At 70.8% G+C, this 24,287-nt stretch carries 22 protein-coding genes; 10 read left to right on the top strand and 12 right to left on the bottom strand.

Annotated elements, in window-relative coordinates; all coding sequences use genetic code 11:
• Positions 1–3: 3 nt before the first annotated feature.
• Positions 4–1,572 (bottom strand): deoxyribodipyrimidine photo-lyase, encoded by a 1,569-nt coding sequence (locus QNJ30_14620; protein ID MDJ0944697.1) that lies wholly within the window; start codon positions 1,570–1,572, stop codon positions 4–6.
• Between the two features lie 117 nt (positions 1,573–1,689).
• Between QNJ30_14620 and nth the strand changes: the two genes are divergently transcribed.
• A complete protein-coding gene (gene nth, locus QNJ30_14615) occupies positions 1,690–2,337 on the top strand; it encodes an endonuclease III (protein ID MDJ0944696.1) in 648 nt (215 codons plus the stop codon).
• Between the two features lies 1 nt (position 2,338).
• Here nth and QNJ30_14610 read toward each other — a convergent pair whose 3' ends face one another.
• A complete protein-coding gene (locus QNJ30_14610; protein MDJ0944695.1) occupies positions 2,339–3,277 on the bottom strand; it encodes an AEC family transporter in 939 nt (312 codons plus the stop codon).
• Between the two features lie 192 nt (positions 3,278–3,469).
• Here QNJ30_14610 and QNJ30_14605 point away from each other — a divergent pair, with 192 nt between their 5' ends.
• Both QNJ30_14605 and QNJ30_14600 read left to right on the top strand, forming a co-directional pair.
• On the top strand, positions 3,470–4,222 hold the full coding sequence (locus QNJ30_14605) for an ABC transporter ATP-binding protein (GenBank protein ID MDJ0944694.1): 753 nt from the start codon (positions 3,470–3,472) through the stop codon (positions 4,220–4,222).
• Positions 4,219–5,757, top strand: a complete 1,539-nt coding sequence (locus QNJ30_14600; protein ID MDJ0944693.1) for a hypothetical protein — start codon at positions 4,219–4,221, stop codon at positions 5,755–5,757. The genes QNJ30_14605 and QNJ30_14600 overlap by 4 nt, the downstream gene beginning before the upstream one ends.
• Here QNJ30_14600 and QNJ30_14595 read toward each other — a convergent pair.
• The 3 genes from QNJ30_14595 to xsc all read right to left on the bottom strand — a co-directional run bounded on the left by QNJ30_14595 (position 5,754) and on the right by xsc (position 9,616).
• Positions 5,754–6,518 (bottom strand): sulfite exporter TauE/SafE family protein, encoded by a 765-nt coding sequence (locus tag QNJ30_14595; protein ID MDJ0944692.1) that lies wholly within the window; start codon positions 6,516–6,518, stop codon positions 5,754–5,756. The two genes, QNJ30_14600 and QNJ30_14595, sit on opposite strands and share 4 nt — an antisense overlap.
• A 52-nt stretch (positions 6,519–6,570) precedes the next feature.
• Positions 6,571–7,632 carry a PHB depolymerase family esterase gene (locus QNJ30_14590; GenBank protein ID MDJ0944691.1) on the bottom strand — a complete coding sequence of 354 codons (1,062 nt, stop codon included), beginning with the start codon at positions 7,630–7,632 and terminating at the stop codon, positions 6,571–6,573.
• Positions 7,633–7,897: 265 nt separating this feature from the next.
• Entirely contained in the window at positions 7,898–9,616 is a 1,719-nt protein-coding gene (gene xsc, locus QNJ30_14585; GenBank protein MDJ0944690.1) for a sulfoacetaldehyde acetyltransferase, read from the bottom strand.
• A gap of 280 nt (positions 9,617–9,896) precedes the next feature.
• Between xsc and QNJ30_14580 the strand changes: the two genes are divergently transcribed.
• Positions 9,897–10,346 carry a hypothetical protein gene (locus QNJ30_14580; GenBank protein ID MDJ0944689.1) on the top strand — a complete coding sequence of 150 codons (450 nt, stop codon included), beginning with the start codon at positions 9,897–9,899 and terminating at the stop codon, positions 10,344–10,346.
• A 34-nt stretch (positions 10,347–10,380) separates the two neighbouring features.
• The gene (locus QNJ30_14575) at positions 10,381–10,833 is read left to right on the top strand and encodes a thioesterase family protein (protein ID MDJ0944688.1); all 453 of its coding nucleotides are present in this window, start codon (positions 10,381–10,383) and stop codon (positions 10,831–10,833) included.
• A 34-nt stretch (positions 10,834–10,867) separates the two neighbouring features.
• On the opposite strand, the gene QNJ30_14570 is transcribed toward QNJ30_14575, so the two are convergent.
• Together QNJ30_14570 and QNJ30_14565 are read right to left on the bottom strand one after the other, a co-directional pair.
• Positions 10,868–12,331 carry a hypothetical protein gene (locus QNJ30_14570; GenBank protein ID MDJ0944687.1) on the bottom strand — a complete coding sequence of 488 codons (1,464 nt, stop codon included), beginning with the start codon at positions 12,329–12,331 and terminating at the stop codon, positions 10,868–10,870.
• Entirely contained in the window at positions 12,328–12,804 is a 477-nt protein-coding gene (locus QNJ30_14565) for a YaiI/YqxD family protein (protein ID MDJ0944686.1), read from the bottom strand. Before QNJ30_14565 ends, QNJ30_14570 begins: the two co-directional genes overlap by 4 nt.
• Before the next feature lie 42 nt (positions 12,805–12,846).
• Between QNJ30_14565 and arfB the strand changes: the two genes are divergently transcribed.
• Both arfB and QNJ30_14555 read left to right on the top strand, forming a co-directional pair.
• Complete coding sequence (gene arfB / locus QNJ30_14560; GenBank protein MDJ0944685.1) at positions 12,847–13,269, top strand: alternative ribosome rescue aminoacyl-tRNA hydrolase ArfB; 423 nt, start codon at positions 12,847–12,849, stop codon at positions 13,267–13,269.
• 71 nt (positions 13,270–13,340) lie between these two features.
• The gene (locus QNJ30_14555) at positions 13,341–14,216 is read left to right on the top strand and encodes a phytanoyl-CoA dioxygenase family protein (protein ID MDJ0944684.1); all 876 of its coding nucleotides are present in this window, start codon (positions 13,341–13,343) and stop codon (positions 14,214–14,216) included.
• Between the two features lie 208 nt (positions 14,217–14,424).
• Here QNJ30_14555 and QNJ30_14550 read toward each other — a convergent pair whose 3' ends face one another.
• The 3 genes from QNJ30_14550 to QNJ30_14540 all read right to left on the bottom strand — a co-directional run bounded on the left by QNJ30_14550 (position 14,425) and on the right by QNJ30_14540 (position 18,036).
• Positions 14,425–15,567, bottom strand: coding sequence for a hypothetical protein (locus QNJ30_14550; GenBank protein MDJ0944683.1), 1,143 nt, complete (start codon positions 15,565–15,567; stop codon positions 14,425–14,427).
• A 253-nt stretch (positions 15,568–15,820) separates the two neighbouring features.
• Positions 15,821–16,471: an HAD family phosphatase gene (locus QNJ30_14545; protein MDJ0944682.1), complete on the bottom strand. Its 651-nt coding sequence runs from the start codon at positions 16,469–16,471 to the stop codon at positions 15,821–15,823.
• Between the two features lie 86 nt (positions 16,472–16,557).
• Complete coding sequence (locus QNJ30_14540) at positions 16,558–18,036, bottom strand: PLP-dependent aminotransferase family protein (GenBank protein ID MDJ0944681.1); 1,479 nt, start codon at positions 18,034–18,036, stop codon at positions 16,558–16,560.
• A gap of 157 nt (positions 18,037–18,193) precedes the next feature.
• On the opposite strand from QNJ30_14540, the gene QNJ30_14535 reads away from it, so the two are divergent.
• Positions 18,194–19,504 (top strand): aspartate aminotransferase family protein, encoded by a 1,311-nt coding sequence (locus QNJ30_14535; protein MDJ0944680.1) that lies wholly within the window; start codon positions 18,194–18,196, stop codon positions 19,502–19,504.
• 212 nt (positions 19,505–19,716) lie between these two features.
• Positions 19,717–20,010 carry a GYD domain-containing protein gene (locus tag QNJ30_14530; GenBank protein ID MDJ0944679.1) on the top strand — a complete coding sequence of 98 codons (294 nt, stop codon included), beginning with the start codon at positions 19,717–19,719 and terminating at the stop codon, positions 20,008–20,010.
• Between the two features lie 74 nt (positions 20,011–20,084).
• On the opposite strand, the gene QNJ30_14525 is transcribed toward QNJ30_14530, so the two are convergent.
• Positions 20,085–21,194, bottom strand: a complete 1,110-nt coding sequence (locus QNJ30_14525) for a pyridoxal phosphate-dependent aminotransferase (GenBank protein MDJ0944678.1) — start codon at positions 21,192–21,194, stop codon at positions 20,085–20,087.
• A 173-nt stretch (positions 21,195–21,367) separates the two neighbouring features.
• Positions 21,368–23,131: a winged helix-turn-helix domain-containing protein gene (locus QNJ30_14520; GenBank protein ID MDJ0944677.1), complete on the bottom strand. Its 1,764-nt coding sequence runs from the start codon at positions 23,129–23,131 to the stop codon at positions 21,368–21,370.
• 319 nt (positions 23,132–23,450) lie between these two features.
• Between QNJ30_14520 and QNJ30_14515 the strand changes: the two genes are divergently transcribed.
• On the top strand, positions 23,451–24,101 hold the full coding sequence (locus QNJ30_14515) for a hypothetical protein (GenBank protein MDJ0944676.1): 651 nt from the start codon (positions 23,451–23,453) through the stop codon (positions 24,099–24,101).
• Positions 24,102–24,287: the final 186 nt, after the last annotated feature.

Genomic DNA, 24,287 nt, shown 5'->3' with positions numbered 1-24,287 from the left:
GGCTCAGGCCTCCAGCGCCATCTGGCGCTTGTCTGCAGAGGCCTTGCGACGGCGGCCGGTTGTCGGGATGCCGCTCTTGCGGCTGCCGTGCTTGGCCTGGATCCGCGCCGCCTCGGCCCGGTAGGCCTGGCTGCCGCGCAGCGCCCAGACTTTCTGTCGCGCCGCCTTGGCCGCGGCCAGGTGATCGACGATGGGGGCGGGATAGGCCTTGTCCAGCAGGCGCGCGCTCTGCTCCCAGGTCCAAGGGTGGTGCAGGTGGGCGTCCGGCACCTCGCGCAGCTCGGGCAGCCAACGGCGGGTGAAGGCGCCCTCCGGGTCCTGGTCCAGGCCCTGCTTGACCGGGTTGTAGATCCGGACGGCGTTGATCCCGGTCGTGCCGGACTGCATCTGCACCTGCGGCCAGTGAATGCCCGGCTCGTAGTCGGTGAAGACCCGCGCCAGGTGCAGCCCCGGCGCCCGCCAGTCCAGCCAGAGATGATAGCTGGCCACCGCCATCAGCATGGCGCGCATGCGGAAGTTCAGCCAGCCGGTGGCGCGCAAGGCCCGCATGCAGGCGTCGACGAAGGGCAGCCCGGTCTCGCCCCGGCTCCAGGCGGCCAGCCGCGCGCGATCGGGCTCGGCCGGGCGCAAGCCGGCGTAGGCCGAGTGCAGGGCCTCGGCCTCCAGCCGGGGCTGGTCCTCCAGCTTCTGCATGAAGTGGCAGTGCCAATGCAGCCGGCCGGAGAAAGAGCTGAGCGCGCCGCGCCAGCCCTGCTGTCCCTCGGGCGCGACCTTGACGGCGCGCTGGCGGGCCCAGGTCGCCTGCGCCACCTCCCGCATCGAGACCGTGCCCCAGGCCAGGTGCGGCGAAAGGCGGGAGCAAGCCTCGAAGGCGGTCGTCGGGCTCGACATGGCCCGGCGGTAGGGCTTCCCGCGATGCTCGAGGAAGCTGGTCAGCCGCTCGAGACCGGCGGCCCGGCCACCGCTCTGGCGTTCCGGGCAGGGATCCTCGGCCAGGCCCAGGTCGCCGCCGCGCGGCAGGGCACCGGGATCGAGGCCGTCCAGCGGCGCCAGGGTCGAGGGCGCCGGGGTCACCGCCTCGGCCATGAAGCGGTCCCAGTTGCGGGCCCAGCCGTCGCGCGATGCGAGCCGCCGGACCACGCCGTTCTGGCGCGGCTGATGCCAGGGGATTCCGCGATCCCGGCACCAGGCCCCGACCCTCTGGTCGCGGGCAAAGGTCCAGGCATTGCCGGTCTCCTGGTGCGACCAGAGCGCGGCGATCCCCAAGGTGTCGTCGATGTCGGCCAGAACCTCAACGACATCGCCCGTTCGGATCACCAGAGGCTGGCCGAGGCGCGCCAGGTCGCTCCGAAGCTCGCACAGGCCTTCGGCCGCGAAGGCCCACTGCCGGGCCGAGGCGTCCGGCTGGCTCCAGAAATCCGGCTCGGCAATGTAAAGCGGCAGCAATGACCCTTGCGCTGCGGCCTCGGCCAGCGCGCCATGGTCTTGGACCCGCAGATCGCGCTTGAACCAGACGACCTGCAGGTCGGATCGTTTTTGTCCTCGGACCATCGCCGCCGGCTTTCCGTTCATTTCTTGTGCGCTCCCGGATCTCTACGCGTCTCGGGCAGGCGGAGATTGCGCTAGCCTGAGATCATCCAGGGCCTCGGACGAAGCGTAGGCAATGCGACGCCAAAACGAGGAGCGATCGTGCTGCACGAAACCCAGATCGAGGAGCTGTTCCGGCGGCTGGAGGCGCGGGCGCCGAAGGGCCCGCGGCCGCGCCACGTCAAGGAGGACGCGGACGCCTTCCGGGCCCTGGTGTCCTGCCTGCTCTCGGCCCAGAGCCTGGACTCCAACACCGCGAAGGCCAAGAACGCGCTCTTCGCTTTGGCCGACACGCCCGAGGGCATCCTGGCCCTGGATGACGCGGCGGTCGCCCGGGCGATCCGCCCGGCCGGGCTCTACAACACCAAGACCCGGAACCTCAAGCGCCTCTGTCACGCCCTGATCGAGGAGCACGGCAAGCGGGTGCCGCGGGACCGCAAGGGCCTGATGGGCCTGCCCGGCATCGGCCGCAAGTGCGCCGACATCATGCTGCACTTCTCCTTCGGCCAGGACACCATCGCGGTCGACACCCACGTCCACCGGGTCTGCAACCGCATTGGCCTGGCCCGTGGCCGCAGCGAGGCCGACACCGCCAGGTCGCTCGAGGACCGGGCGCCGGATTGGGCCCTGGCCCAGGGGCACCTCTGGCTGCTGGAGTTCGGCAAGAAGACCTGCCGCGCCCGGGCGCCGAAGTGCCCGGACTGCTGCCTCAACGATCTCTGCGAGGCCTTTGCCGCAACCGGGCCGTGACTCAAGTCTGCGCCAGCAGCCCCGCCAGCAGGGTCACGGTCACCACGGAGATCGCGGTGGAGATCAGGGTGGCGGTGGAGGCGCGGGCGACGTAGCTCTCGTAGCGGTTGGCCAGCAGGTAGACGTTGGCCCCGATCGGCATGGCGGCGGCCAGCACGCCCATCTTGCGCCAGTCCGGGTCGAGCCCCGGAATCAGGCCCAGGATCAGGAACACCACGACGGGAAAGGCCAGCAGCTTGACCGTCACCAGGACCGCCGTCTCCGCAACCTTCTCCGACAGCGGGAAACCCGCCAGGCTGGCGCCCAGGGCGAAGAGCGCGCAAGGCACGGCGGCGCCGCGCACCAGCTCGACCAGGCCGACGAAGAGCTCGGGCAGGGGCAGTTCCACCAGCGCCGCGCCGGCGCCCAGGAAGGCGGCCACGATGATCGGGTTGCGCAGGACCGCCGCGCCGGCCGGCAGGACCGCGCGCCACTGCCGGCCGGCGGGGGCTCGTGCGATCTCCAGCAGGGCCACCGTGTAGGGCATGACGAAGCCGCCCTCGATGACGATCAGCAACGCCATCGGCAGGGCCGCCTCCGGCCCGAAGAGCGAGAGCGCGATCGGCAGCCCGATGAAGACGTTGTTGCCGAAGCAGCAGGAGAAACCGCCGACCGCCTGCTCGTTGAGCCGGCAGTCGAATCCCCAGCGGGTCACCGCCATGCCGAGGCCGTGGAAGGCCAGCGCGAGGCCCAGGTAGGCCAGGAAGAAGCGCGGATCGAAGCGCTCGGCCAGCGGCGAGGTCGCCATGAGGTAGAAGAGCATCAAGGGCAAGGCGAAGTAGAAGACGAAACCTGTGATGCCCTTGATGCCCGCCGCGTCGATCAGGCCCCGCCGCGCGGTCAGATAGCCGGCCAGGATCACGAAGAACAGCGGCAGGGTGACGGTCAGCACGAGCCACATGGCGGTCTCTCGGGCGGAGGACGACCGGCTCGGGGCCGAGCGGCCGGACGGGCAGGGGCGCGCCAGCTTAGGCAAAGCGCCGGGTCGAGGGAAGCGGCCCGCCGGGCGGCGCCGGGCCCGGCTTTAAGGCTCTGAAACCTTTGACAGGTATCCAATCGGGTTCGGCTTTCCCACAGCGAGGTCCGGCCCCAGATGCCCGCTCCGACCGCCGCCCTGGAACTCCTGCGCCTGACCAAGAGCTTCGACCGCCCGGCCGTCGACAGGCTGGACCTGAGAGTCCGGGCCGGCGAGTTCTACGCCCTGCTCGGGCCCAACGGGGCCGGCAAGACCACCACCCTGCGCATGGTCGCCGGCCTGCTGGAACCCGACGCCGGCGGGATCTCGATCTTCGGGATCGACGCCCGGCGCGATCCGGTTGCCGCCAAGCGCCTGGTCGCCTGGGTCTCCGACGAGCCGATGATCTACGAGAAGCTGACGCCCTTCGAATACCTGGAGTTCGTCGCCGGACTCTGGAGCCTCAACGCCGCGGCGGCCGAGGCCCGGGCGCGCGAGCTCTTCGACTGGCTCGGCCTCGGCCCCCACGCCCACGAGCGCTGCCAGGGCTTCTCCAAGGGCATGCGCCAGAAGGTCGCCCTGGCCGGCGCCCTGGTCCACGACCCTCGGCTGATCATCCTCGACGAGCCGCTGACCGGCCTCGACGCCGGTGCGGCGCGCCAGGTCAAGGAGGTCTTCGCCGAGCGGGTCCGCAGCGGGGTGACGGTGATCATGACCACCCACATCCTGGAGGTCGCGGAGCGCATGGCGGAGCGCATCGGCGTCCTCGCCCGGGGCCGCCTGATCGCCGAGGGCACCCTGGAAGAGCTGCGCGGCCAAGCCGGCAAGGCCGGCTCCAGCCTGGAGGAGGTCTTCCTCGACCTGGTCGCGGAGCAGGTCGAGGCGGCGTGAGGTCTCCCGGCACCCTTATCTGGTTCGCCCGCCACGAGCTGCTGCTGGTCTGGCGCGATTTCATCACCATGATGACCGCCGGCAAGCGCAGCCGCGAGCCGCTGGTGCTGGCGGTGCTGCTCGGCCTCGCCGCCGGCGCCCACGCCCTGGCCTACCTCTTCGTCGCGCCCCTGGCCGAGGCCGGGATCCGGCCGGACCCGGCGACCCTGACCGTGGCGACCGGGAGCCTGCTGCTGTCCTGGTCGCTGATGCTGTCCCAGGCCCTGGAGTTCGTCACCCGCGCCTTCTACGCCCGTGCCGACCTCGACCTGATCCTCGCCTCTCCGGCCCCGGCCCGCCGCCTCTTCGCGGTCCGCATCGGCGCCATTGCGGTCTCGGCGAGCCTCATGGCGGCGCTGCTCGCAGGGCCCTTCATCAACGTCCTGGCGGTCATCGACGGCCCGCGCTGGCTGGCCGCCTACGGCCTGCTCTGCGCCCTGGGCGCACTGGCCGCCGCAGTGGCGGTGGTGACGGTCGTGGCCCTGTTCCGCGGCCTCGGCCCCAAGCGCACGCGCCTGGTCTCGCAGATCGTTGCGGCGGTGGTCGGCGCCGCCTTCATCATCGGGGTCCAGGCGGCGGCGATCCTGTCCTTCGGCAGGATCTCGCGGTTCGAGCTGCTCCGGTCGGAGGCCTTGCTCGCCCTGGCGCCGGAGATGGACAGCCCGCTCTGGTGGCCGGCGCGCGCCGCGCTGGGCGACCTCGGCGCCCTGGCCGCAGTGCTGGCAGTCAGCCTCGGCCTGCTGGCGCTGACGGTCGGGGTCTTCGCGCCGCGCTTCGGGCCGCTGGTCGTCGCGGCCGCCTCCGGCGCCGAGGCCGCGGTCCGGCAGCGCCGGCGCAGCGGGTCCTTCCGCCAGGCCTCGACCATGGCCGCCCTGCGCCGCAAGGAATGGGCGCTGCTCCGGCGCGATCCCTGGCTGGTCTCCCAGACCCTGATGCAGGTCCTCTACCTGCTGCCGCCGGCCCTCCTCTTGTGGCGCAACTTCGGCGACTCCATCGGCGCGCTGCTGGTGGTCGTGCCGGTCCTGGTCATGGCGGCGGGTCAGCTGGCCGGCGGCCTCGCCTGGCTGGCGGTCTCCGGCGAGGACGCCCCGGAACTGGTCGCCTCGGCGCCGATCTCGGGCCGGGCGATCATCCTGGCCAAGGTCCAGGCGGTGCTTGGCGCTATCGCGGTGGTGGTCGCACCGCTGGTCTTGGTCCTGGCGCTGGCCGCGCCCTGGCTCGCGCTGGTGACGGCCGGGGGAATCGCGGTCTCGGCCGCCTCGGCGACCGTGATCCAGATCTGGTTCCGTGCCCAGGCCAAGCGTAGCGCCTTCCGCCGCCGCCAGACCTCCTCGCGCATTGCGACCTTCGCCGAAGCCTTCTCCTCGATCCTCTGGGCCGGCACCGCAACCCTCGCGGCGACCGGGACCTGGCTCGCCCTCTTCCCCGCCGTGGTCACCCTCACGCTGCTCTTCGGCACCTGGGCGATCCGTCCGCGCGAGGCGGTCGCGGCCTAGAGTACGAGCGTCCGCAGCAGCCCGAGCAGGGCCAGGGCGATCAGCAACGACAGGATGAAGCGGCGGAAGGACTCCGGCGGCGCCTTGAGGAAGTGCCGGTGGCCCAGGGCGATGCCCAGGAACAGGGCCGGCAGCGCGATCGTCCAGCGGCCGATCAGCTCCCAGTCGAGCAAGCCCTGGCTGAGCGTGAGGCCCGTGGCGTAGACGTTGGTCAGCATGAGATAGGCGACCAAGAGCGCCCGGGTCATGTGGGCACCGGCGGCGCTGGCCAGCAGGAAGATCACCACCGGCAGGCCGCCGACCGCGCCGACGCCGTTGACCAGGCCCGAGACGACGCCAGTCGCAAGCGTGCCCCTGGATCCGGGTTGACGCCGAAACCGATAGCCCAGCAGGAGCAGTCCGCTGGCGGTCAGCACCAGGCACGAGATCGCGATCCGGGCCGCGTCGGCCGGCACCTCCGCCAGGAAGAGCACGCCGAAGGGCGTCCCGACGATCGCGCCCAGGATCAACCAGGCCAGCGCCCGCCAGTCGATGTCGCGCCAGACCTGCGGCAGCATGCCGACGCTGGCCGCGACCTCCAGCATCAGCACCACCGGCACCACCTGCGCCGGCGGCAGGACCAGGGTCAGGCTGGCGACGCAGAGCGCGGAGAAGCCGAAGCCGGAGTAGCCGCGCACGATGCCGGCCAGAAAGATCGCGGCCAGCCAGAAGGCCAACGGCCCCGCGCTCAGGCCAAAGACCTCGAAGGCGCTCTCGGCCATGGCGCTCAGGCCCCGCCCGCCCTGCGTTTCGGTCCCGCCAAGGCCCGACGTCCTAGGGCGTCGCGGGCTTGGGGTGCGCGGCGAAGAACTCCCAGATCAGCCGGCTGGCCTCGGGCCCTTCGGGGTCCGAGAAGGACAGGCCGGGGGCGCCGCCCGGCCAGGCGTGCGCCATCCCCTCGATCTCGTAGAAAACCATCACCACCGCGCCCTGGCCGTCCTCGTAGACCTTCTCGCTGTAGGGATGCCCGCCGGGCCGGCCGCCCGGGGTCGCGCGCTCGGCCACGGCGTCGATGTCGTCGTTGTCCAGGCCGTCGGAGGCCAGGTCGTTGGCCTGGGCCCACTGGCCGATCATGTCGTCCCCGTTCTCCGGGAAGACCCTTTCGTCGGCGCTGCCCTGAAAGACGACGACCGGCAGGATCCGGGCCCGCGGGCCCATGGCGTCGTGGGCCTTCTCGCCGAGCGCATCCGGCGTCGGCAGCGGCGAGAGCAGGGGATTGAACTCTCCCGCGAAGACGCAGGTCCAGTAGGCCTGGCTGTAGTCGGCCCAGGACCCGGGCAGGCGGGCGTGGATCCGCTGCATGGCGTTGAAGGCACTGAGGCAGCCCTCCGCGGCCCCATAGGGGATGCCGGCCGCGAGCCCGGCCGCGGCGAAGACCTCCGGATAGGTGGCGCCGAGGATCGCCGCCATGGCGGCGCCGGCGGAAAGGCCGGCGACGTAGACCCGCCCCGGGTCGATCGTCAGGTCCGGCCGCTGCCCGACCTCGGCGACCAGCCCGGCGATCGCCGCGGGCTCGCCCTGGTCGCGCTGCTGCTGTCCCGGCTCGTACCAGCGCCAGCATTCGGTCGGATGCGCCCTCTGCTCCGGATAGAGCACGACGAAGCCCTCGGCGGCCGCCAGGTCGTTCATCCCGGTGACCTCGGCGAAGGCCTGGGCGTCCTGGTTGCAGCCGTGCAGCATGACCACCAGCGGCACCGGCCGGGCGGGGTCCAGACCCGGTGGCAGGAACACCCGGTAGGGCGGATCGGAATCGCCGTGGTCCTCGAAGACCTGGGCGGCGGCCTGGAGCGGCACGCAGAGGAGAAGCCAGACGGCGGCAAGGGCGGGGAGTCGCATGCCTCAGCATAGCAGCGCAGGGTGGGCGCCTTCGAGGGGTGTTCGGATCTACGCTGCGTTGAATCCCGCTGGTCGTTTCACAAACCACTGTCATTGCCGGGCTCGACCCGGCAATCCATGGTGCCAGCTCCTCGATGGATGCCCGGATCGCGCGAAGCGCCGCGCGTACGCGCTCCGGGCATGACAGCTTGAGGTCAGGCCGCCGGGCCGCTCGAAGCGCGGGACCGGCTCCATCCAGCCGGCCCCACCCCTTCAGCCCTCGCCCTCAGGCGACCGAAAAGTCCTTGTACTTGGCCAGCATCCGCTGCGGCTTCTTCAGGGCGTCGCGGCGGAAGGGATCGCCCAGCTCCTGGGTCACCATGCACTCGACGATGGTGCACGTGCCGGCTTGGGTCGCCTCGCGCAGGGCGTCGCCGACCTGGTCCGGATGCTCGACCTTGATGCCCTTGGCGCCCATGGCCCTCGCGATCTCGGCGAAGCTGGGGTTCTCCAGGTTGGTGCCGACGTAGCGGTCGGCGTAGAAGTCGACCTGGTTCTTCTTCTCCGCGCCCCACTGGCCGTTGTTGAAGACCACGGCGGTCACCGGGATGTCCTCGCGCACGGCAGTCAGGGTCTCCAGCAGGCTCATGCCCCAGGCGCCGTCGCCGACGTAGGCCACGGCCGGGCGGTCGGGTGCGGCGACCTTGGCGCCGATCGCGGTCGGGAAGGCGTAGCCGCAGTTGCCGAAGCTCATGGCCGCGAAGAAGGAGTTCGGTTCCTCGAAGCGCAGGTAGCTGTTCGAGACCGAGCAGATGTTGCCGATGTCGGTCGAGATCATGGCGTCCTCGGGCATGGCCTTCTCGAGCTCGCGCAGCAGGCGGCGCGGCGCGATCGGCGTGCCTTCGTCCTGGCCCCAGTCGTTGAGCTCGGCCTCCCAGTCGTCCTTCTGCTGGCGGATCTCGGCCAGGCGCTGGTCGCGGTTGCCATGGCAGGCGATCTCGCGGTTCGAGGTCTGCAGCCGGGTCAGGATCTCGGCCGCCGCGCCCTTGGCGTCGCCGAGCACGCCGACGGAGATCTCCTTGACCAGGCCCAGCATGCGATGGTCGGCGTCGACCTGGATGATCTTCGCGCCCTTGGGCCAGTACTCGATGCCGTGCTGGGGCAGGGTGCCGAAGGGCCCGAGGCGGGTGCCCAGGGCCAGCACAACGTCGGCCTGGGCGATCAGCTTCATCGCCGCCTTGGAGCCCTGGTAGCCCAGCGGGCCGCACCAGAGCTCGTGGGAGGCCGGGAAGGAGTCGTTGTGCAGGTAGGAGTTCACCACCGGGGCCGAGAGGTGCTCGGCCAGGGCCATGCATTCCTTGACGCCGTCCGACATGATCACACCGCCGCCGGAGACGATGACCGGGAACTTGGCGTCGGCCAGGGCCGCGGCCGCGGCGTCCAGGCTGCCCGGCCCGCCGGCCGGGCGCTCGACCCGGATCGGCTGCGGGATCTCGACGTCGACGTCGCCGTAGAAGAAGTCGCGCGGGATGTTGAGCTGGGTCGGCCCGCGCTCGGTCAGCGCCAGGTCGAAGCAGCGGCCGGTGAACTCGGCCAGGCGGTCGGGCCGGTTCACGTGGGCCTGGTACTTGGTAATCTTCTCGAAGAAGGGCAGCTGCTCGGTCTCCTGGAAGCCGCCCAGGCCCTGGGTCGCCGAGCCGGTCTCCGGGGTGATGCAGACGACCGGCGAATGGGCCCAGTAGGCCGCCGCGATGGACGTCACGAAGTTGGTGATGCCCGGGCCGTTCTGGGCGATGCAGACGCCCTGGCGGCCGGAGACCCGGGAATAGCCGTCGGCCATGTGACCGGCGCCTTGCTCGTGCTGCACCGAGATGAAGCGGATGCCGGCCGCCGGAAAGATGTCGAGCGCGTCCATGTAGGCGGAGCCGACGATGCCGAAGACGTCGGTCACGCCGTGCGCGACCAGGGTCTCGACGAAGGCCTCGCTGGGCGTCATGCGGGTCATGTCTCTAGCCTCCCCAGAGATCGGGACGATCCGCCGGCGCGGGGCCCGCGGAAGGGCGGGTCTTCGGCGCCTCGGGCGTCGGGAAAACGGTGTCGTCAAGGCGGCGGGACGGTCCCGCGCCGCGCTCAGTCTTGCGCAGGGACCGCCTGCCTGTCATCAGGCCGTCGCCAGCGGCAAGCTTCGGTGATAGACCAAAGCCTGGCCCCCCCATAGGTCCAGACACGCCCTTTCCCCTGGGCCAGGCAGGCAGCGGCGATCGGGTCTTCACAGGAGGGTGCAGATGCGTAGTCTGCAGGCGGGTCCGGTTCGGCGGACCTCCGTCGCCCGGGCCGTGAAAGGGGATGTCGCAATGGACGAGCGTGCTTTCGTAAAGCTGGAGGACTTTCTCAAGCGGGTGCCCGGTATCACGGGCGCGATCGGCAAGGGGACGAGCGACGACGGCAACTGGTGGGTCAAGTTCGGCATCGACATCGATCACCCCCTCGCCTGGCAGGTGGTCCAGGAGCTTGGGCATGTGGTCAACTACCTCTCTTTGGACGAACGGCTGCCCGCCGTCTTCATGCCGGTCTCGCCGCCGCCCTACATGAACGGCGGTCCAAGGGATTTTCTTTCCTGGGTTATCGAATCCTCGTCGCCCGATTTCAGACCGGGGACCCTGGCCGAGTGGCTGGAAGGGCGTTTGCCACGCCCTGTGGATGACCTATCGCAATGGAACGACGACGAGTCTTGATTCCCTGCGACCCGGCCGCGGCTCCTCGGATGCCATGGCAGACCGCAAGACCTGGCACAGCAGCAAAGGGACGCCGGCGATGGTCGAAATCGAGGTTGGCATGACCGGCATGGCGGAGCTCGTCGTCGAGGCCGCGCATACCGCGCCACGGATCGGCAGCGGCCGGGTCCACGTCCTGGCGACGCCGGTGATGATCAACCTCATGGAGGCCGCCGCGCTGGCCGCCGTCGAGCACCGGCTGCCGGCCGGACACCAGAGTCTCGGCACGCACCTTGACGTCAGCCACGTCGCGGCGACTCCCGTCGGCATGCGGGTCCGCGCCGTCGCAGAGGTGACCGAAGTGGCGGGCAACAAGGTCGCCTTCAAGGTCGAGGCCCGCGACGAGGCGGACCTGATCGGCGAGGGCCGGCACCGCCGCGTCGTGGTCGAGGTCGCGCGCTTCGACAAGCGCGTCCAGGCGAAGCTCGCCGACCGGACGAAGGAGTGACGGCGCTCCGCTCGGCCGCCAAAGCAAGATTGCCTCAGACCGCCGTCAAGACCGCATAGACGACCAGCAGCACCGCGACGCAAGTCAGGGTGTAGGCGAGGTTCCAGCGCCAGGCCAGGGTGACGCCGCTGTGGCCCGAGGCGCGGGCCAGCATCAGGGTGCCCGAGGCGAAGGGCGCGCCGGTGGTGCAGATCGCGGTCCCGGCGGCGATGGCGAGCGCGGCCAGGGTCGGGTCGACCGGCAGGACCCCGAGCTCGGCGACCAGGCTGCCCAGGAAGACCGCCATGGTGATCGGGCTGAGCGCGACCTGGCCGCCGATCAGGACCAGCACCGAGAGCCCCAGCAGGAAGAGCCAGCCGGGCAGGGCCTGGAGGTCGAGGGCGGCGGCCACCTGATCGGCCGGCACCAGGTGCGCCGCCAGGGTGCCGATAAAGCCGGCGCAGGCCAGGGAGACCGCCTCGCGCACTGCGCCCGGCAGGGCGACGGTCGCGATCTCCTTCAGCCGCGCCGCTGCACCGACCAAACGGCGGCCGCCCTGCTGGGCCAGGACCCAGGCGCCGAGGGTGATGGGGGCGGCCAGCATGACCCCCGAGACCACCGAGACCCCGGTCAGCCACGACAAGCTCAGGGTCAGGCCGAAGAGCAGCGCACAGACCGCGCCGAGCCGGCCGAAGGCGGCCTTGGGGACGGCCTGGCGAACGGGGCTCGGCAGGCTGCCGCTGGCCTGCAGGCGGCGGCGCAGGGGCCACCAGCGCAGGCTGTCTTCGGCCCAGCTCACCAGCAGCATCACCGCGGCGAGCCCGAGGCCGATGCCGATCAGGCGGCCGGCGTCGATCCCCGGGATCAGGGTCGGCAGCACCGCCTGGGTCACCGCGGTCGGCGCCCAGACCAGGAACCAGGCGAAGCCGCGCAGGGCGGCGCTGAGCTGCCGCCGCTCGCGCACCCGGGCGATCTCGTCCAGGGGCGCCGCCGGGTCGCGGCCGCGGCGCACGCCGCGCTGGATGATCGGCGCCAGCAGGCTGAGCGCCCCCAGGTTGATCAGGACGGAGAAGAGATGACTCCCGGTGAAGACCGCCAGGAAGCGCCGGCGCGGGGGCTGCAGGGTGACGTAGCTGCCGCAGTCGAGCACCGCCGGCGAGGTCACGGCGCCCTCGCGCAGCAGGCCCATCAGCAGGATGAAGGCCGCGAGATAGAGGGCGCGATCCAGGCCGCGGGACACGACGCCCAGGTCGTCAGACGGGCCCGCCCAGACCAGCAGGAAGACCCCGCCGGCGACCGCCAGCAGATAGGCCTCACGGGCCCTGAGCGCCCGCAGGGCCAGCAGCGGCAGACACAGCAGCAGGGCCTGGCCGGCCAGGCCCGCGGCCGCCCAGCCCAGGTAGAGCTGGACCAGCTCCAGGACCATCAGGGCGATCAGGACGGCGCCCAGCAGCGGCCTGGGCGCGGTCGCGGCGGCCAGGGGATCGGGGGCCGCGGCAGACGGGGCGGAGGCGGTCATCCGGCCCGCTTCAGCCGCTCGATGGCCTCGTGCAGGGCCGAGAGAAAGGCCGAGCGGTCGCGCTGCGAAAAGGCCTTTGGCCCGCCGGTAACCTGGCCGGCCTCGCGCAGGTCGGTCATCAGGTTGCGGGTCGCCAGCGCCATGCCGATGGACTCCGGCGTGAAGAGCTTGCCGTTGGGCGCGATGACGCAGGCCCCGGCCTTGACGCAGCGGCTGGCCAGGGGCACGTCGGCGGTGACCACGACGTCCTTCGGCCCGGCCCGCTCGGCGATCCAGTCGTCCGCCGCGTCCAGCGCCTCGCCGACCACGACCAGCTCGAGCCGCGGGTCCGGGGGCAGGCGCAGGAAGCTGTTGGAGACGACCCGGACCGGCACGCCGTGGCGCGCGGCGACCTTGTAGACCTCCGACTTGACCGGGCAGGCGTCGGCGTCGACATAGATCCGGCAATCGGGCGAGGTCTGTGCGTCGGTCATGGATCGGGTTCCGAAGCGGGCCGGCAAGAAGGGCCTTTCAGCATGATCAAGATCACGGAGCGGATCAAACTCGATCCGGCGGAGATCGAGGAGAGCTTCGTCCGCGCTTCCGGCCCGGGCGGCCAGAACATCAACAAGGTCTCGACCGCGGTCCAGCTGCGCTTCGACCTCGCCGGCTCCCCCTCCCTGCCGGAGGCGGTCCGCGCCCGCGCCGCGCGCCTGGCCGGCCGGCGGCTCAACAAGGAGGGCATCCTGGTGATCACCGCGGCCCGCTTCCGCGGCCAGGAGCGCAATCGCGAGGATGCCCTCGCTCGCCTGGTCGCCCTGCTGCAGGCGGCGGCGCGCCCGCCCCGGCCGCGTGTGGCGACCCGCCCGACCCGGGCCTCTAAGAGGCGCCGCCTGGAGGCCAAGGCCCGCCGCGGCGCGCTCAAGAAGCAGCGCCGCAGCAAGCCCGACGACGCCTGAAGGCGCGGCCGCGTCGCATCGCGCGGGATTTTCGCGGCCGTCTCCGCTAGGCTTCAGTGGGAGGACGGGCCATGGCACAGCTCACGTCGGCGCAGATCGAGCTTTTCCGGACCGGGGGCTACCTCGTTGTCGAGGACGCGGTCGAGCCCGCGCTCCTGTCCGAGCTCCAAGAGACCTTCGCCGCCTGGGTCGAGGAGAGCCGCGACCACGACGCGCCCTACGGCGAGACCGTCAACGGCCGGCCGCGCTTCGACCTGGAGCCCGGCCACAGCGCCGAACTTCCCGCGCTGCGCCGCGTCAACGCGCCGGTCGAGGTCTCCGAGGCCTACTTCAAGGCCATGGCCGACAGCCGCATGACCGACTGCGTCGCCGCGCTGATCGGCCCGAACGTCAAGTTCCACCACAGCAAGATCAACGCCAAGCTGCCCGGCGGCCAGACCGCGGTGAAGTGGCACCAGGACTTCCTCTTCACCCCGCACAGCAACGACGACGTGGTGACCGCGCTCCTGATGCTCGACCAGGTCACGGCCGAGAACGGCGCGCTGGAAGTCCTGCCCGGCTCGCACCGGGGCCCGCTGCACGGGCTCTGGCACGACGGCGTATTTACCGGCGCGGTCGCCGAGGCGGTCGCCGCCGACTGCCGGCCTCAGGCCGAGCTCTGCACCGGGCCGGCCGGCGCGGTCTGCCTGATGCACACGCGGCTGCTGCACGGCTCGGCGCCGAACCGCTCGGCCCGGCCGCGCACCCTCTTCATCTCGGTCTACAGCGCCGAGGACGCGGTCCCGCTCTCCCCCAACCCCATGCCGAACCGCCACGAGGGCCTGGTCGTCCGCGGCGCGCGCTCCGGCCGCGTCCGCAGCATCGCCTACGACATCGCCCTGCCCCAGCTCCCCACCACCGCCTCCTTCTTCGACCAGCAGGCCAAGCACCCGGACGCAGCGGAATAGGCCTGCGTCTCGCAGGGGTCCAGCAAGCCAGCGAAAAGGCAGAGAGCCCTTGCAGGTGATCATGCTTCGACAAGCTCAGCATGAGGTGAAGCTTCTGCTACTGCTCGCCCTCACCCGCGCGTAGCGCCGGGCTGCGCCCCCTGTCGAAGGGCGAGGGTGGCCGTTTGCACATCCCCGACCGCCTGTCAGCGGTGCCGAGCCCACGACCTCAATGGCAGTAGCTGAGGCCGCCGGCGCGGTTGACGGCCCAGGGCCGTTCGCCGACGCCGTCGATCAGGCGCAGCAGCCGGCGCCCCATCAGGTCGATGACGGCGACCTGGTCGCTGCTGCTGAGCGCGACATAGAGCTTGGTGCCGCCTTCGGCGGAGACGCCGGTCTCCGGCGTCCCCGGCAGCTCCAGGGTCTTGTCGCGCCGGCCGTCCTGGAGGTCCAGGGCGACGGCCTGGCGACGGGAGCGGCTGATCGCGAAGCCCAGGGTGTCGAACATGCCCAGGTTGACGCCCTGGACGTCCGGCGCCGCCGGCAGCCGGAAGGTCTCGCGGTGGGTCCAGGTCGAGACCGAAGAGACGCTGCCGTCCAAACCGTTGGGGATCAGGAAGAACTGGCTGTTGGCCGAGGGGAAGCCGCGCAGCGCCGGACCGGGAACGCGAAGCTTGGCGATCCGTTCGGCCTTGGGCAGGTCGATGACGCTGACCTCGCCGCTCTGGCCGTGCAGGGCCAGGGCGATGCCGCCGCCCGGGGTCCGGACCAGGTCGGCGATGCCTGGCAGCTCGGCGCCCAGGTCGATCACCTTCGTCACCCCTCCCTGCTCGAGCGAGACCACGTCGATCCGGCTCTCGCGGCCGCTGGCGACGAAGAGCCGTCCGCCCTCCCGGTCGAAGACCAGGTCGCTGGGGGCGGGCAGCCCGTCGATTTCCTGCCGCAGGTCGGGGTCGTCCAGGCCGGCCAGCAGCAGCCGACCCGTCTCAGGGTCCGCGGCCGCGAGCAGGTCGCCGTCGCCGTTGAGCTGGATCAGCTCTGGCCGGAAGCCGGTCTCGATCACTTCGACGACCCGCCGGCTCGTCACGTCAAGGATGCTGAGACGCCGCGCCTCGGCGTGGGCGGCGACCAGCAGGCCCAGGCTGCCGGACAAGAGAAAGCTGTCCGGCGTCAGGCCCAGGTCGAGCCGCTCGACCACCCGGTCGTCCCGGGCGTCGATCACGCTGATCTCGGACGAGGCGCGGTTGGCGACGAAGACGTAGCGGTCCAGCGCCTCGACCTCGATCGCCGCGGCGGGAAGGGGCGAGAAGATGCCCGCCGCCAAGGCGAGCCAAGCCGTGCAGCCAAGGCTACGGGACCTGTTACTGATCATCCGCCTCATTCTCTGTCATCCGCGATTGCAGGAACACTAATGGAGTTCTTCTGACAAGTCTGCGCCGAGGCGATGATCCCACGGCATTGTGAGCTTTGTAGAGGACCGGCGGAGGCCTTTGGTGGCGTCTTCCACCGAGCGCGGGCCGCCCGATCCAATATATCGCCGGCTCGCTAGGGCGGACATCGACAGAGATCCCCCAATGGCAAGCTTTCTTTACGCCGTAACCGGAATGGCACAGCCTTCCGGCCTGTCACGGCCGAGGCGGGGCCGGCCTTGTCAGCCGGTCCGGCTCGGCGTCCAGCAGGCCCCGCGCCGCCAACGTGGCTTCCAGGTCGGCGATGCCTTCGACCTGATGAGCCTCCATGCCCGCGGCGCGCGCGCCCTCGACGTTGTCCGGGCCGTCGTCGAAGAAGACGATCTCGGAGACGGCCCGCCCGAGGTCTTGGGCGACGAAGCCGTAGATCTCCGGGTCCGGCTTGAGCATCCCGAGAAGATGGGAGGCGTAGTGGTGGTCGAAGCAGGACCGCAGGCCGTGGCCGTCGAGGATGTCCTCCCAATGGACCTCGTTGGTGTTGCTGAGGCAGGCGAGCGTGAAGCGCGGGCGCAGGCGGGCCAGGAGCGCGTGGGCGCCGTCGAAGGCCGCCCGGTTCCAGGACCGGAACAGCGCGATGAAGGCCTCCGTGTCGAGCACGAGTCCCCATTCGGCCGAGAAAATGCGGGCGAACTCGGCGGTCGAGATCTCGCCCCGCTGAAAGCCGGCCATGGCCGCCGAGCCCTCCCAACGGCGTCGTATCTCACTGGACGGCGGCGCGTCCTCGAGAAGCGCCGGAAACTCCCGCAGGCCGGCAAAGTCGACCAGGACGCCGCCGAGGTCGAAGAGCAGTACCTTCGGTGATGCCATGCCGGCTCGTCTCCGGTTGCAGTTCGATCGCCGTCAGCTTGAGAGCCGATCTTGACCGAACTTCGACGTTGGGCCCAGCGCCCGATCTAGGCCGCATCCCTCTGCAGCCGGCGGATCACCCCGGCCAGGCGCTCGATGCCCGGCGCGATCCGCTCCTGCGGGATCGAGGAGAAGCCGAGGCGGAAGTGGTTGCGCGGCGCGTCCTGGGAGAAGAAGCAGACCCGGCCGGGCTCGATCAGCACGCCCTCGGCGCGGGCCGCCTCGGCCAGCGCCTCCGCGTCGACCCCCTCCGGCGCGCGGACCCAGTAGGCGCTGCCGCCGAAGGTCGGCATCTGGCTGGACTCCGGCAGGTGACGGGCCAGGGCCTCGCCCAGGGTCTGCCAGCGCGCCCGATAGATCCGTTGCAGCCGGTGCACCAGGGTGTCGTGGTGGCCCTCGGCCAGGAACAGGGCGGTGGTGCGCTGGTTGTTGTTGGGCGCATGGCGCAGCATCAGGCGGCGCAGCGCTCGGGCCTCGGCGACCAGCTCCGGCGCCGCCACCAGGTAGCCCAGGCGCAGGCCGGGGAAGATGGTCTTGCTGAGGCTGCCGACGTAGATCACCCGGTCCTGGGTGTCGAGCGACTTCAGCGCCGGAGTCGGATCGCTGACGTAGTTGGTCTCCGGCTCGTAGTCGTCCTCGATGATCAGGAAGTCGCGATCGGCGGCGCGGCGCAGCAGGGCCGTCCGCCGCTCGATCGGCATGGTGACGGTGGTCGGAAACTGGTGGCTTGGCGTGACGTAGACCGCGTCGCAGACGTTGAGGCGCTTGTCGACCACCAGGCCGTGGCGGTCGACCCGGATCGGGATCACCTGGTCGGTGCGCAGGCGCAGGATGTTCCTGAGGTCCGGATAGCCCGGGTCCTCGATCGCCACCGTGCTGCGCTCCGTGACCAGCAGGCTGGCCAGGATGTAGAGCGCGTTCTGGGCGCCCAGGGTGATCAGGATCTGGTCGTCGCTCGCCAGGATCCCGCGGCGCGGCAGCAGGCGGCTGCGGACCTGCTCGACCAGCAGGGGATCGTCGCTGCCCCGGGTGTCGCTGGTCCAGGCGTCCATGCCGCGCCGGCCCAGAGCTCGCCGCTGGCAGTCCCGCCAGGCGGCGATGGGAAAGAGGCTCTGGTCGACCTGGCCGTAGATGAAGGGAAAGGGATAGGAGGTCCAGTCCAAGGGCTTCTCGATGTTCTCCTGGCCGCTGGGCCGGACCCGGAAGCGCCGGCGCCAGGCCGGCCGGCTGCCGGCCGCCTGGACCGGGGGCGGCAGGGTCGCGGCGCGGCCCTCCAGGATCTCCGGGCTGACGAAGAAGCCGCTGCGTTCCCGCGCGGTCAGGTAGCCGTCGTCGACCAGGCTCTGGTAGGTCAGGACCACGGTGTTGCGCGAGCAGCCCAGCATCTTGGCCATCCTGCGGCTCGAGGGCAGGGGCTCGCCGCCGCGCAACTGGCCGTTCAGGATCGCCGAGACCAGCAGCTCGCGGATCTGCGACTGCACGCTGACGCTCTCGACCCGCTCCAGATGGAACAGCGAATCCCGCATTCCCTGGAACCCCCGCAGTTCCTGGACCTAATCAATCCTCCGATCTGGCCCTAGGGTTGGGCCAGTGGCCCAGCCTACGCTTCCGTTTTGCGCAGAACAAGCCGCAGCGCCTTTCCCCGGGAAAGGCGACGGAGGCGGTATGTCGGGAGCGACCGAGATGCAGCAGGCGACGAACACCCTCGAGCACCACTGGCTGCCCTTCACGGCCAACCGGGACTTCAAGGCGGATCCCCGACTCCTGGTCCGCGGCGAGGGCGTCTACTACTGGAACCACAAGGGCGAGAAGCTGATCGACGCCTCCTCCGGCCTGTTCTGCGTCGCCGCCGGTCACGGCCGGCCCGAGATCGCCGAGGCGGTCCACGCCCAGCTGCTGGAATGCGACTACTCCCCGCACTTCCAGGTCGCCAGCCCGCTGTCCTTCGAGCTCGCCAGCCGGATCGCCCGGATCACGCCCGAGGGCCTGAACCGGATCTTCTTCGCCAACTCCGGCTCCGAGGCGGTCGACAGCGCGATCAAGATCGCCCAGGCCTATCACCTGGCCCGCGGCGAGGGCCAGCGCAGCCGCTTCGTCTCCCGCGAACGGGCCTACCACGGGGTCAACATCGGCGGCGTGTCCCTGAGCGGCATGATCAAGAACCGCCACGCCTTCCCGGCGGTCATGCCCGGCGTCTTCCACATGCGCCACACCTGGCTGGAGGAGAACCGCTTCGCCCAGGGCCAGCCCGAGACGGGCGCGGAGCTGGCCGAGGACCTGCAGCGCGCGGTCGAGACCTTCGGCGGCGACACCATCGCGGCCTGCTTCGTCGAGCCCATCGCCGGCTCGACCGGTGTCCTGGTGCCGCCCGTGGGCTACCTGGAGCGCCTGCGCGAGATCTGCGACCAGCACGGCATCCTCCTGGTCTTCGACGAGGTGATCTGCGGCTTCGGGCGCACCGGCGAGGCCTTCGCGGCGCAGAGCTTCGGGGTCCGGCCGGACATGATGACCATGGCCAAGGCCCTGACCAACGGTGCCCAGCCCATGGGCGCGGTCGCGGTCGACGAGAAGATCTACGACACCGTGGTCAACGCCGCGCCGGAGCGCTCGGTCGAGCTCTTCCACGGCTACACCTACTCCGGCCATCCGGCCGCCTGCGCCGCCGGAATCGCGGTGCAGGACATCTACCAGCGCGAGGGCCTCTTCGAGCGGGCCGCCGAGCTGGCGCCCTACTTCCAGGCGGCGGTCTTCGACCTGCAGGACATCCCGGTGGTCGCCGACATCCGCGGCTACGGCCTGCTGGCCGGGGTCGAGCTGGCGCCCGACGGCGTCCCGGGCGTGCGCGGCTACGACGCGACCAAGCGGCTTTTCGCCCGCGGCATGCACATCAAGTTCACCGGCGATTCCGGCATCGTCTCGCCGCCCCTGGTCGCCGAGCGCGCCCACGTCGACGAGATCTGCGGCATCCTGCGCGAGGTGCTCTCGGCCTATTAGGTCCGTCAGCCGTCGCACGGACCTTCGCCTCGGCGGACGCTCCGACACCTGACCTGAATCAGTGATCGCGGCGCGGCCTTCTGTTGTCCTGAGTGGGCGCGGAAGGCCCGCGACACCTTGCGCAGCGGGTCCGCTCGGATGGCGGCCCCGGCCCGGGCCGAGCGCCCCAAGGGGCATCAATGGACGGCAAGGACCTAGCCAGGAGACGTGAAATGGCAACCTTCATCATGCTCGTGAACTACACCGAACAAGGGATCAAGGCGATCAAGGAGTCGCCGAGGCGCATCGACGGCGTCCGGGTGCTCGCCGAGAAGCTGGGCGGCACGATGGGCAATCTCTATCTGACCATGGGTGCCCACGACATCGTCGCGATGACCGAGTTCCCGGATGCCGAGACGGCGGCCAAGTTCGCCCTGACGCTCGGATCCCTGGGCAACGTGCGCACGACGACGTTGCAGGCCTTCCCGGAAGACCAGCTCCGCGACATCGTCTCCCAGCTGCCTTAGGTGCTGGCCGTCTTGATGCCGGACGCATCGCCGGGCATCGGACAGGACAAGGCGGGTGCTGCCGTCTCTCCGCCTCAGCCCGGCAGTCGCCCGAGGACCTTCTCGAAGGCGGCGGCGAAGAGGGCGCGTTCCTCGGGCTGGCCGACCGAGACCCGAATGCAGCGATCGAGCGGCGGCACGCCCGGCATGCGGATGAAGACGTCGTCGTCCTGCAGGGCCTTGAGGATCGCCCGGGCGCGCTCGCCGGAGCCGACGTCGATGGCGACGAAATTGGTCGCCGAGGGAATCGCCGAGACGCCCAGGCGTCCGGCCAGGGCGTAATAGTCCTGGCGGCCTTCCTCGACCTGGCCCACGACCTGCGCGATGAAATCCCGGTCGCCCAGCGACGCCAAAGCGCCCGCCTGGGCGATGCGGTTGAGCCCGAAGTGGTTGCGGATCTTGTTGAGGCCGGTGATCAGCTCCCGATGCGCGATGGCGTAGCCGATGCGCGCGCCGGCCATGCCATGGGCCTTGGAGAAAGTGCGCATGCGGATGACCCGGGGGTCGCCGGTGTCGATCGGCAGCGCCAGGCCTCGGGGCGCGAACTCGATGTAGGCCTCGTCCAGCACCAGCAGGCAGCCCTGCGGCAGGGCCGCGATGAAGTCGGCGACGACACCGGTCTCCTGCCAGGTCCCCATGGGGTTGTCCGGGTTCGCCAGATAGACCAGGGGCGCGGCCTCTTTCCTGACGGCGGACAGCAGGGACTCCGGATCCTCCCGGTCCTCGACATAGGGCACCTTCACCAGGCGGCCGCCGAAGCCGGCGACGTGGTAGTTGAAGGTCGGATAGGCGCCCAGCGAGGTCACCACCGGCGTGCCCGGCGTCACGGTCATGCGGACCACCAGGCCGAGCAGCTCGTCGATGCCGCCGCCGACGCAGATCTCCTCCCTGGCCACGCCGTGCTCGGCGGCCAGGGCCCGGCGCAGGTCGAAGCTCTCCGGATCGCCGTACCAGGAGACCCGGTCGACCGCCTCGCGCATCGCCGCGGCGGCCTTGGGCGAGACCCCGAAGGCGCTCTCGTTGGCGCCGATCCGCGCCCGGAAGCTCCGGCCCCGCTGGCGCTCGATCGCCTCCGGCCCGACGAAGGGCACCGTCGCCGGCAGGCTCTCCACCAGCGCCGTGAAGGGAATCTCGTATTGGGACATGAGGCCGTCTCCGAATCCTGCTTCGTCGCGGCCGAGCATAGGCGGCCGCCCTCCCGCTTCCAAGATGGCGACGCTGCCTCCCGGTAGACGGCGGCGGTCCGGTCCCATTCCCGACGAGGAAGCCGGCGTGTCCGTGGCAGAGCCAACGCCTCTCGGTGCAGAGAGCCCGGCCCTCAGATCGGCAGGCCGGCCAGGCAAAGCCCGGCGCGCAGGCGCGCGATGTCCTGGGGTCGGCTGTAGACGTGGCGGAACTCGAACTCCCAGGCGATACGCTCGGCGGCGCCGGCCCGCGGGTCGCCCGCCCAGCGCTTTCCGAGATCCTCGAGGTAGTGGGCGGCATGCCTTTGCGCTGCGTCCCTGCGGCCGCTGTGGGCCAGGGCGGCGATGACGACGACGATGCTCTCGTCCAGCTCGTCGTCCGGGACGCGCTCGAAGAACTCGACCGCCTTTTCGTCCAGGCCGGCGAAGAACAGCGCTTCGCCGAGGTCGAAGAGATAGTAGTCCGGATGCTCGGGCGTCTTTTGCATCGTCCGCTGCGCCAGCTCGGTGGCTTCCTCCGGCCGGCCGAGATAGGAGAGGGCGGTGGTCCAGCTCATCGCGACGTCGCCGTCATGGGGGCTCATCGCATGGGAGCGCGCGAGGAAGCGTTCGGCCTCCGCGTAGTTCCGGCAGGCCAGGTAGCTCCAACCGAGCGAGCGCAGGGTCTCCGGGTCGTTGGGGTCGAGCTCCGAGGCCTTGAGGGCGCAGTCGCGGGCGCGTTGGTAGGCCCAGCGCAGCTTGGCGGCATCCCCCGCGTCGGTCAGGACCGCGAGCCAGCGATAGGCATTGGCCAGCATGCCGTAGCCCGGCGCGAACTGCGGGTCCGCGGCGACCGCCCGCTGCGCGAAGTCAAGGACCCGGCCCACGTGCTCGGCAGTGCGCGGCAGCTGGGAATAGCGGCGGGCCATCATGTAGTGGTCATAGGCCTGCCAGTCGGGCAGAGGGCGCCGCCTGACCTCTTGCAGAAGGGCGCAGGAAATCTGGTCCGACAGGGTGGCGACGATCCGTCCGATGATCTCGTCCTGGACCTCGAAGATCTCCTCGAGGCGGCGGTCGAAGCGCTCGGCCCAGAGGTGGGCGCCGGTCCGGACTTCGACCAGCTGCACGTTGATCCGCAGACCCGGGCCAAGCCGCCGCAGGCTGCCTCGGAGAAGGTAGTCGACCTCGAGGTCGCGCCCCGCCTCGACCGGGTCGACGGCCCGGTCCCGATAGGCGGCGCTGGCGCTGCGGGCGGCGACGACCAGGCTGTGGAAGCGCGCGCATTCGGTGATGATGTCCTCGACCATGCCGTCGCCGATCTGGGCCAGGGCCGGATCGCCGGTCATGTCGGCGAAGGGCAGGACGGCGATCGACCGCTTGTGGCCGAGCAGGTTGCCGCGGAGCGACGGCCCGGCGCTTTCGCGCGTTCCGGACAGCCGGTCCTGGTCGAACCGGATGGCGGTCCCGACGCTCGGCACGGCAACCGGCAGCGCGGCGGCCGAAGTCGACGGATGCCCGTTCGGCCGCTCGTCGCCACGGCCGGCGGCTGAATGGCGCTCGGCAAGGTCGGCGCTGCAGTGCCGTTCCGCGCCCCTGCCGCGGGTGACCGGCGCCAGGAGCCTGTAGCCAGCCTTGTGCACAGTCTCGATGTAGCTCGGCCGCCGCGGCTTGTCGCCCAGGGCCCGGCGGAGCTCGGCGACGGCGTGGGTCAGGACCTCCTCGCCGACGACGACGTCAGGCCAAACGCTGTCCATCAGGCTGTCGCGGGTGACGACCTGGCCCCCCGCCTCGACCAGGGTCAGAAGCACGCCGTTGGCCTTGTTGGACAAGCGGACCGGCGGGCGCGTCTGGTCCTGGGTGTGGGTCAGCCGCCGACCCAGCGGGTCGACCTGCCAGATTCCGAGCGTGAAGTCTTGCACTGTTTCTCCCTTGAAGCCGCTGCGCAGGGGCACGGCCTGCGGCCTCGGAGGCTTCGTTTCCTTTCCGGTTTCGCGGTCCGGGGACGTTAGTTGCCGGAGCACTGCGGCAAATCCCCGATTTGAGGGGTGTTTAGCCGCCCCGTTCAAGGCGGGAGGTGGCAAAAGTCACAGGCCGGCGTCCTCAGAAAAACAGTCGAAAAGCATCAGGTCTCCGCGCCCGAGCGCCGCTACTAGAGCGCCCTCTTGCCGCCGCGCCCCAGCGGGCCGCCGCCGGCAAAGCACCGCGAACACCAGGATCATCAATTGAAAGGAGAAATCCGTGTTGCATCGACAAATCCTGTCCCTCGGCCTCGCAGGCCTCATATCCGTCGCGTCCCTACCGGGGGCAGCGGCGGCCGAAGACGGCATCCGGCACGTGCGCTTCGGCAAGCAGAGCGTCAGCGTTGCGCCGGTCGGCGCCTTTCCGGCCCTGCCGGACGGCTCGCTGGCCGAGGTCGACGGGACCTCGCACCTGGTCCGGACCAGGACCGGAGTCGGCTTCACCTTCGACACGACCGCGCTTGCGCCCGAGGCGCCCTACACTGCCTGGTGGGTGGTCTTCAACCGGCCGCGCGCCTGCTTCACCCCCTACGACTGCGGGGCCGAGGATCTCGGCAACGCCGCGGCCGAGGTCGGCGTGTTCTTTGCCGCGGGCCGCGTGACCGACGCCTACGGACAGGCCAATTTCGCGGCCCAGGTGGACTACGGCGAGCTGCCGGACGGCGAGGACCAGGTGCCGAACGCGGAGCGCGCCAATCCGATCAGGCCCAATGCCGAGATCCACATCGTGCTGCGCGACCACGGGCCGGCCTCCGACGATCCCGAGGTTCTCGAGGCGCAGCTCACCCAGTTCAACGGCGGCTGCCCGCCCTACAGCTGCGCCAACGTTCAGGCTTCGGTTCACCCCAGCCCCAAGGCCCGCCTGTGGTAAGGCCGGGCCGGCCGCGACGATCGCGGGGAGCCCTCATTGCCGAGGGCTGCCCGCTTCGACCGGGCGCCCAATTCGCGCCCTTCAGGAAAACGGTCGGTTTTCTTCAGGACTCTCTTTCCGGCCCGCAGTAGAGCAGCGGGCCGGCAGGCCGCTCCGGGCCGCGGGCGCCAAGCGGCGCAGGCGGTC

The organism is Kiloniellales bacterium (assembly GCA_030066685.1).
Classification (GTDB): domain Bacteria; phylum Pseudomonadota; class Alphaproteobacteria; order Kiloniellales; family JAKSBE01; genus JAKSBE01.
Note: the sequence above shows the minus strand (reverse complement) of the source record. Positions and strands in the feature narration are given on the sequence as shown.

Coding starts and splice junctions, on each gene's coding strand:
- QNJ30_14620 (MDJ0944697.1), bottom strand. CDS start 1,572: ATGAACGGAAAGCCGGCGGCGATGGTCCGAGGACAAAAACGATCCGAC.
- QNJ30_14610 (MDJ0944695.1), bottom strand. CDS start 3,277: ATGTGGCTCGTGCTGACCGTCACCCTGCCGCTGTTCTTCGTGATCCTG.
- QNJ30_14605 (MDJ0944694.1), top strand. CDS start 3,470: ATGCCCGCTCCGACCGCCGCCCTGGAACTCCTGCGCCTGACCAAGAGC.
- QNJ30_14595 (MDJ0944692.1), bottom strand. CDS start 6,518: ATGGCCGAGAGCGCCTTCGAGGTCTTTGGCCTGAGCGCGGGGCCGTTG.
- QNJ30_14590 (MDJ0944691.1), bottom strand. CDS start 7,632: ATGCGACTCCCCGCCCTTGCCGCCGTCTGGCTTCTCCTCTGCGTGCCG.
- xsc (MDJ0944690.1), bottom strand. CDS start 9,616: ATGACCCGCATGACGCCCAGCGAGGCCTTCGTCGAGACCCTGGTCGCG.
- QNJ30_14580 (MDJ0944689.1), top strand. CDS start 9,897: ATGCGTAGTCTGCAGGCGGGTCCGGTTCGGCGGACCTCCGTCGCCCGG.
- QNJ30_14575 (MDJ0944688.1), top strand. CDS start 10,381: ATGGCAGACCGCAAGACCTGGCACAGCAGCAAAGGGACGCCGGCGATG.
- QNJ30_14570 (MDJ0944687.1), bottom strand. CDS start 12,331: ATGACCGCCTCCGCCCCGTCTGCCGCGGCCCCCGATCCCCTGGCCGCC.
- QNJ30_14565 (MDJ0944686.1), bottom strand. CDS start 12,804: ATGACCGACGCACAGACCTCGCCCGATTGCCGGATCTATGTCGACGCC.
- arfB (MDJ0944685.1), top strand. CDS start 12,847: ATGATCAAGATCACGGAGCGGATCAAACTCGATCCGGCGGAGATCGAG.
- QNJ30_14555 (MDJ0944684.1), top strand. CDS start 13,341: ATGGCACAGCTCACGTCGGCGCAGATCGAGCTTTTCCGGACCGGGGGC.
- QNJ30_14550 (MDJ0944683.1), bottom strand. CDS start 15,567: ATGATCAGTAACAGGTCCCGTAGCCTTGGCTGCACGGCTTGGCTCGCC.
- QNJ30_14545 (MDJ0944682.1), bottom strand. CDS start 16,471: ATGGCATCACCGAAGGTACTGCTCTTCGACCTCGGCGGCGTCCTGGTC.
- QNJ30_14540 (MDJ0944681.1), bottom strand. CDS start 18,036: ATGCGGGATTCGCTGTTCCATCTGGAGCGGGTCGAGAGCGTCAGCGTG.
- QNJ30_14535 (MDJ0944680.1), top strand. CDS start 18,194: ATGCAGCAGGCGACGAACACCCTCGAGCACCACTGGCTGCCCTTCACG.
- QNJ30_14530 (MDJ0944679.1), top strand. CDS start 19,717: ATGGCAACCTTCATCATGCTCGTGAACTACACCGAACAAGGGATCAAG.
- QNJ30_14525 (MDJ0944678.1), bottom strand. CDS start 21,194: ATGTCCCAATACGAGATTCCCTTCACGGCGCTGGTGGAGAGCCTGCCG.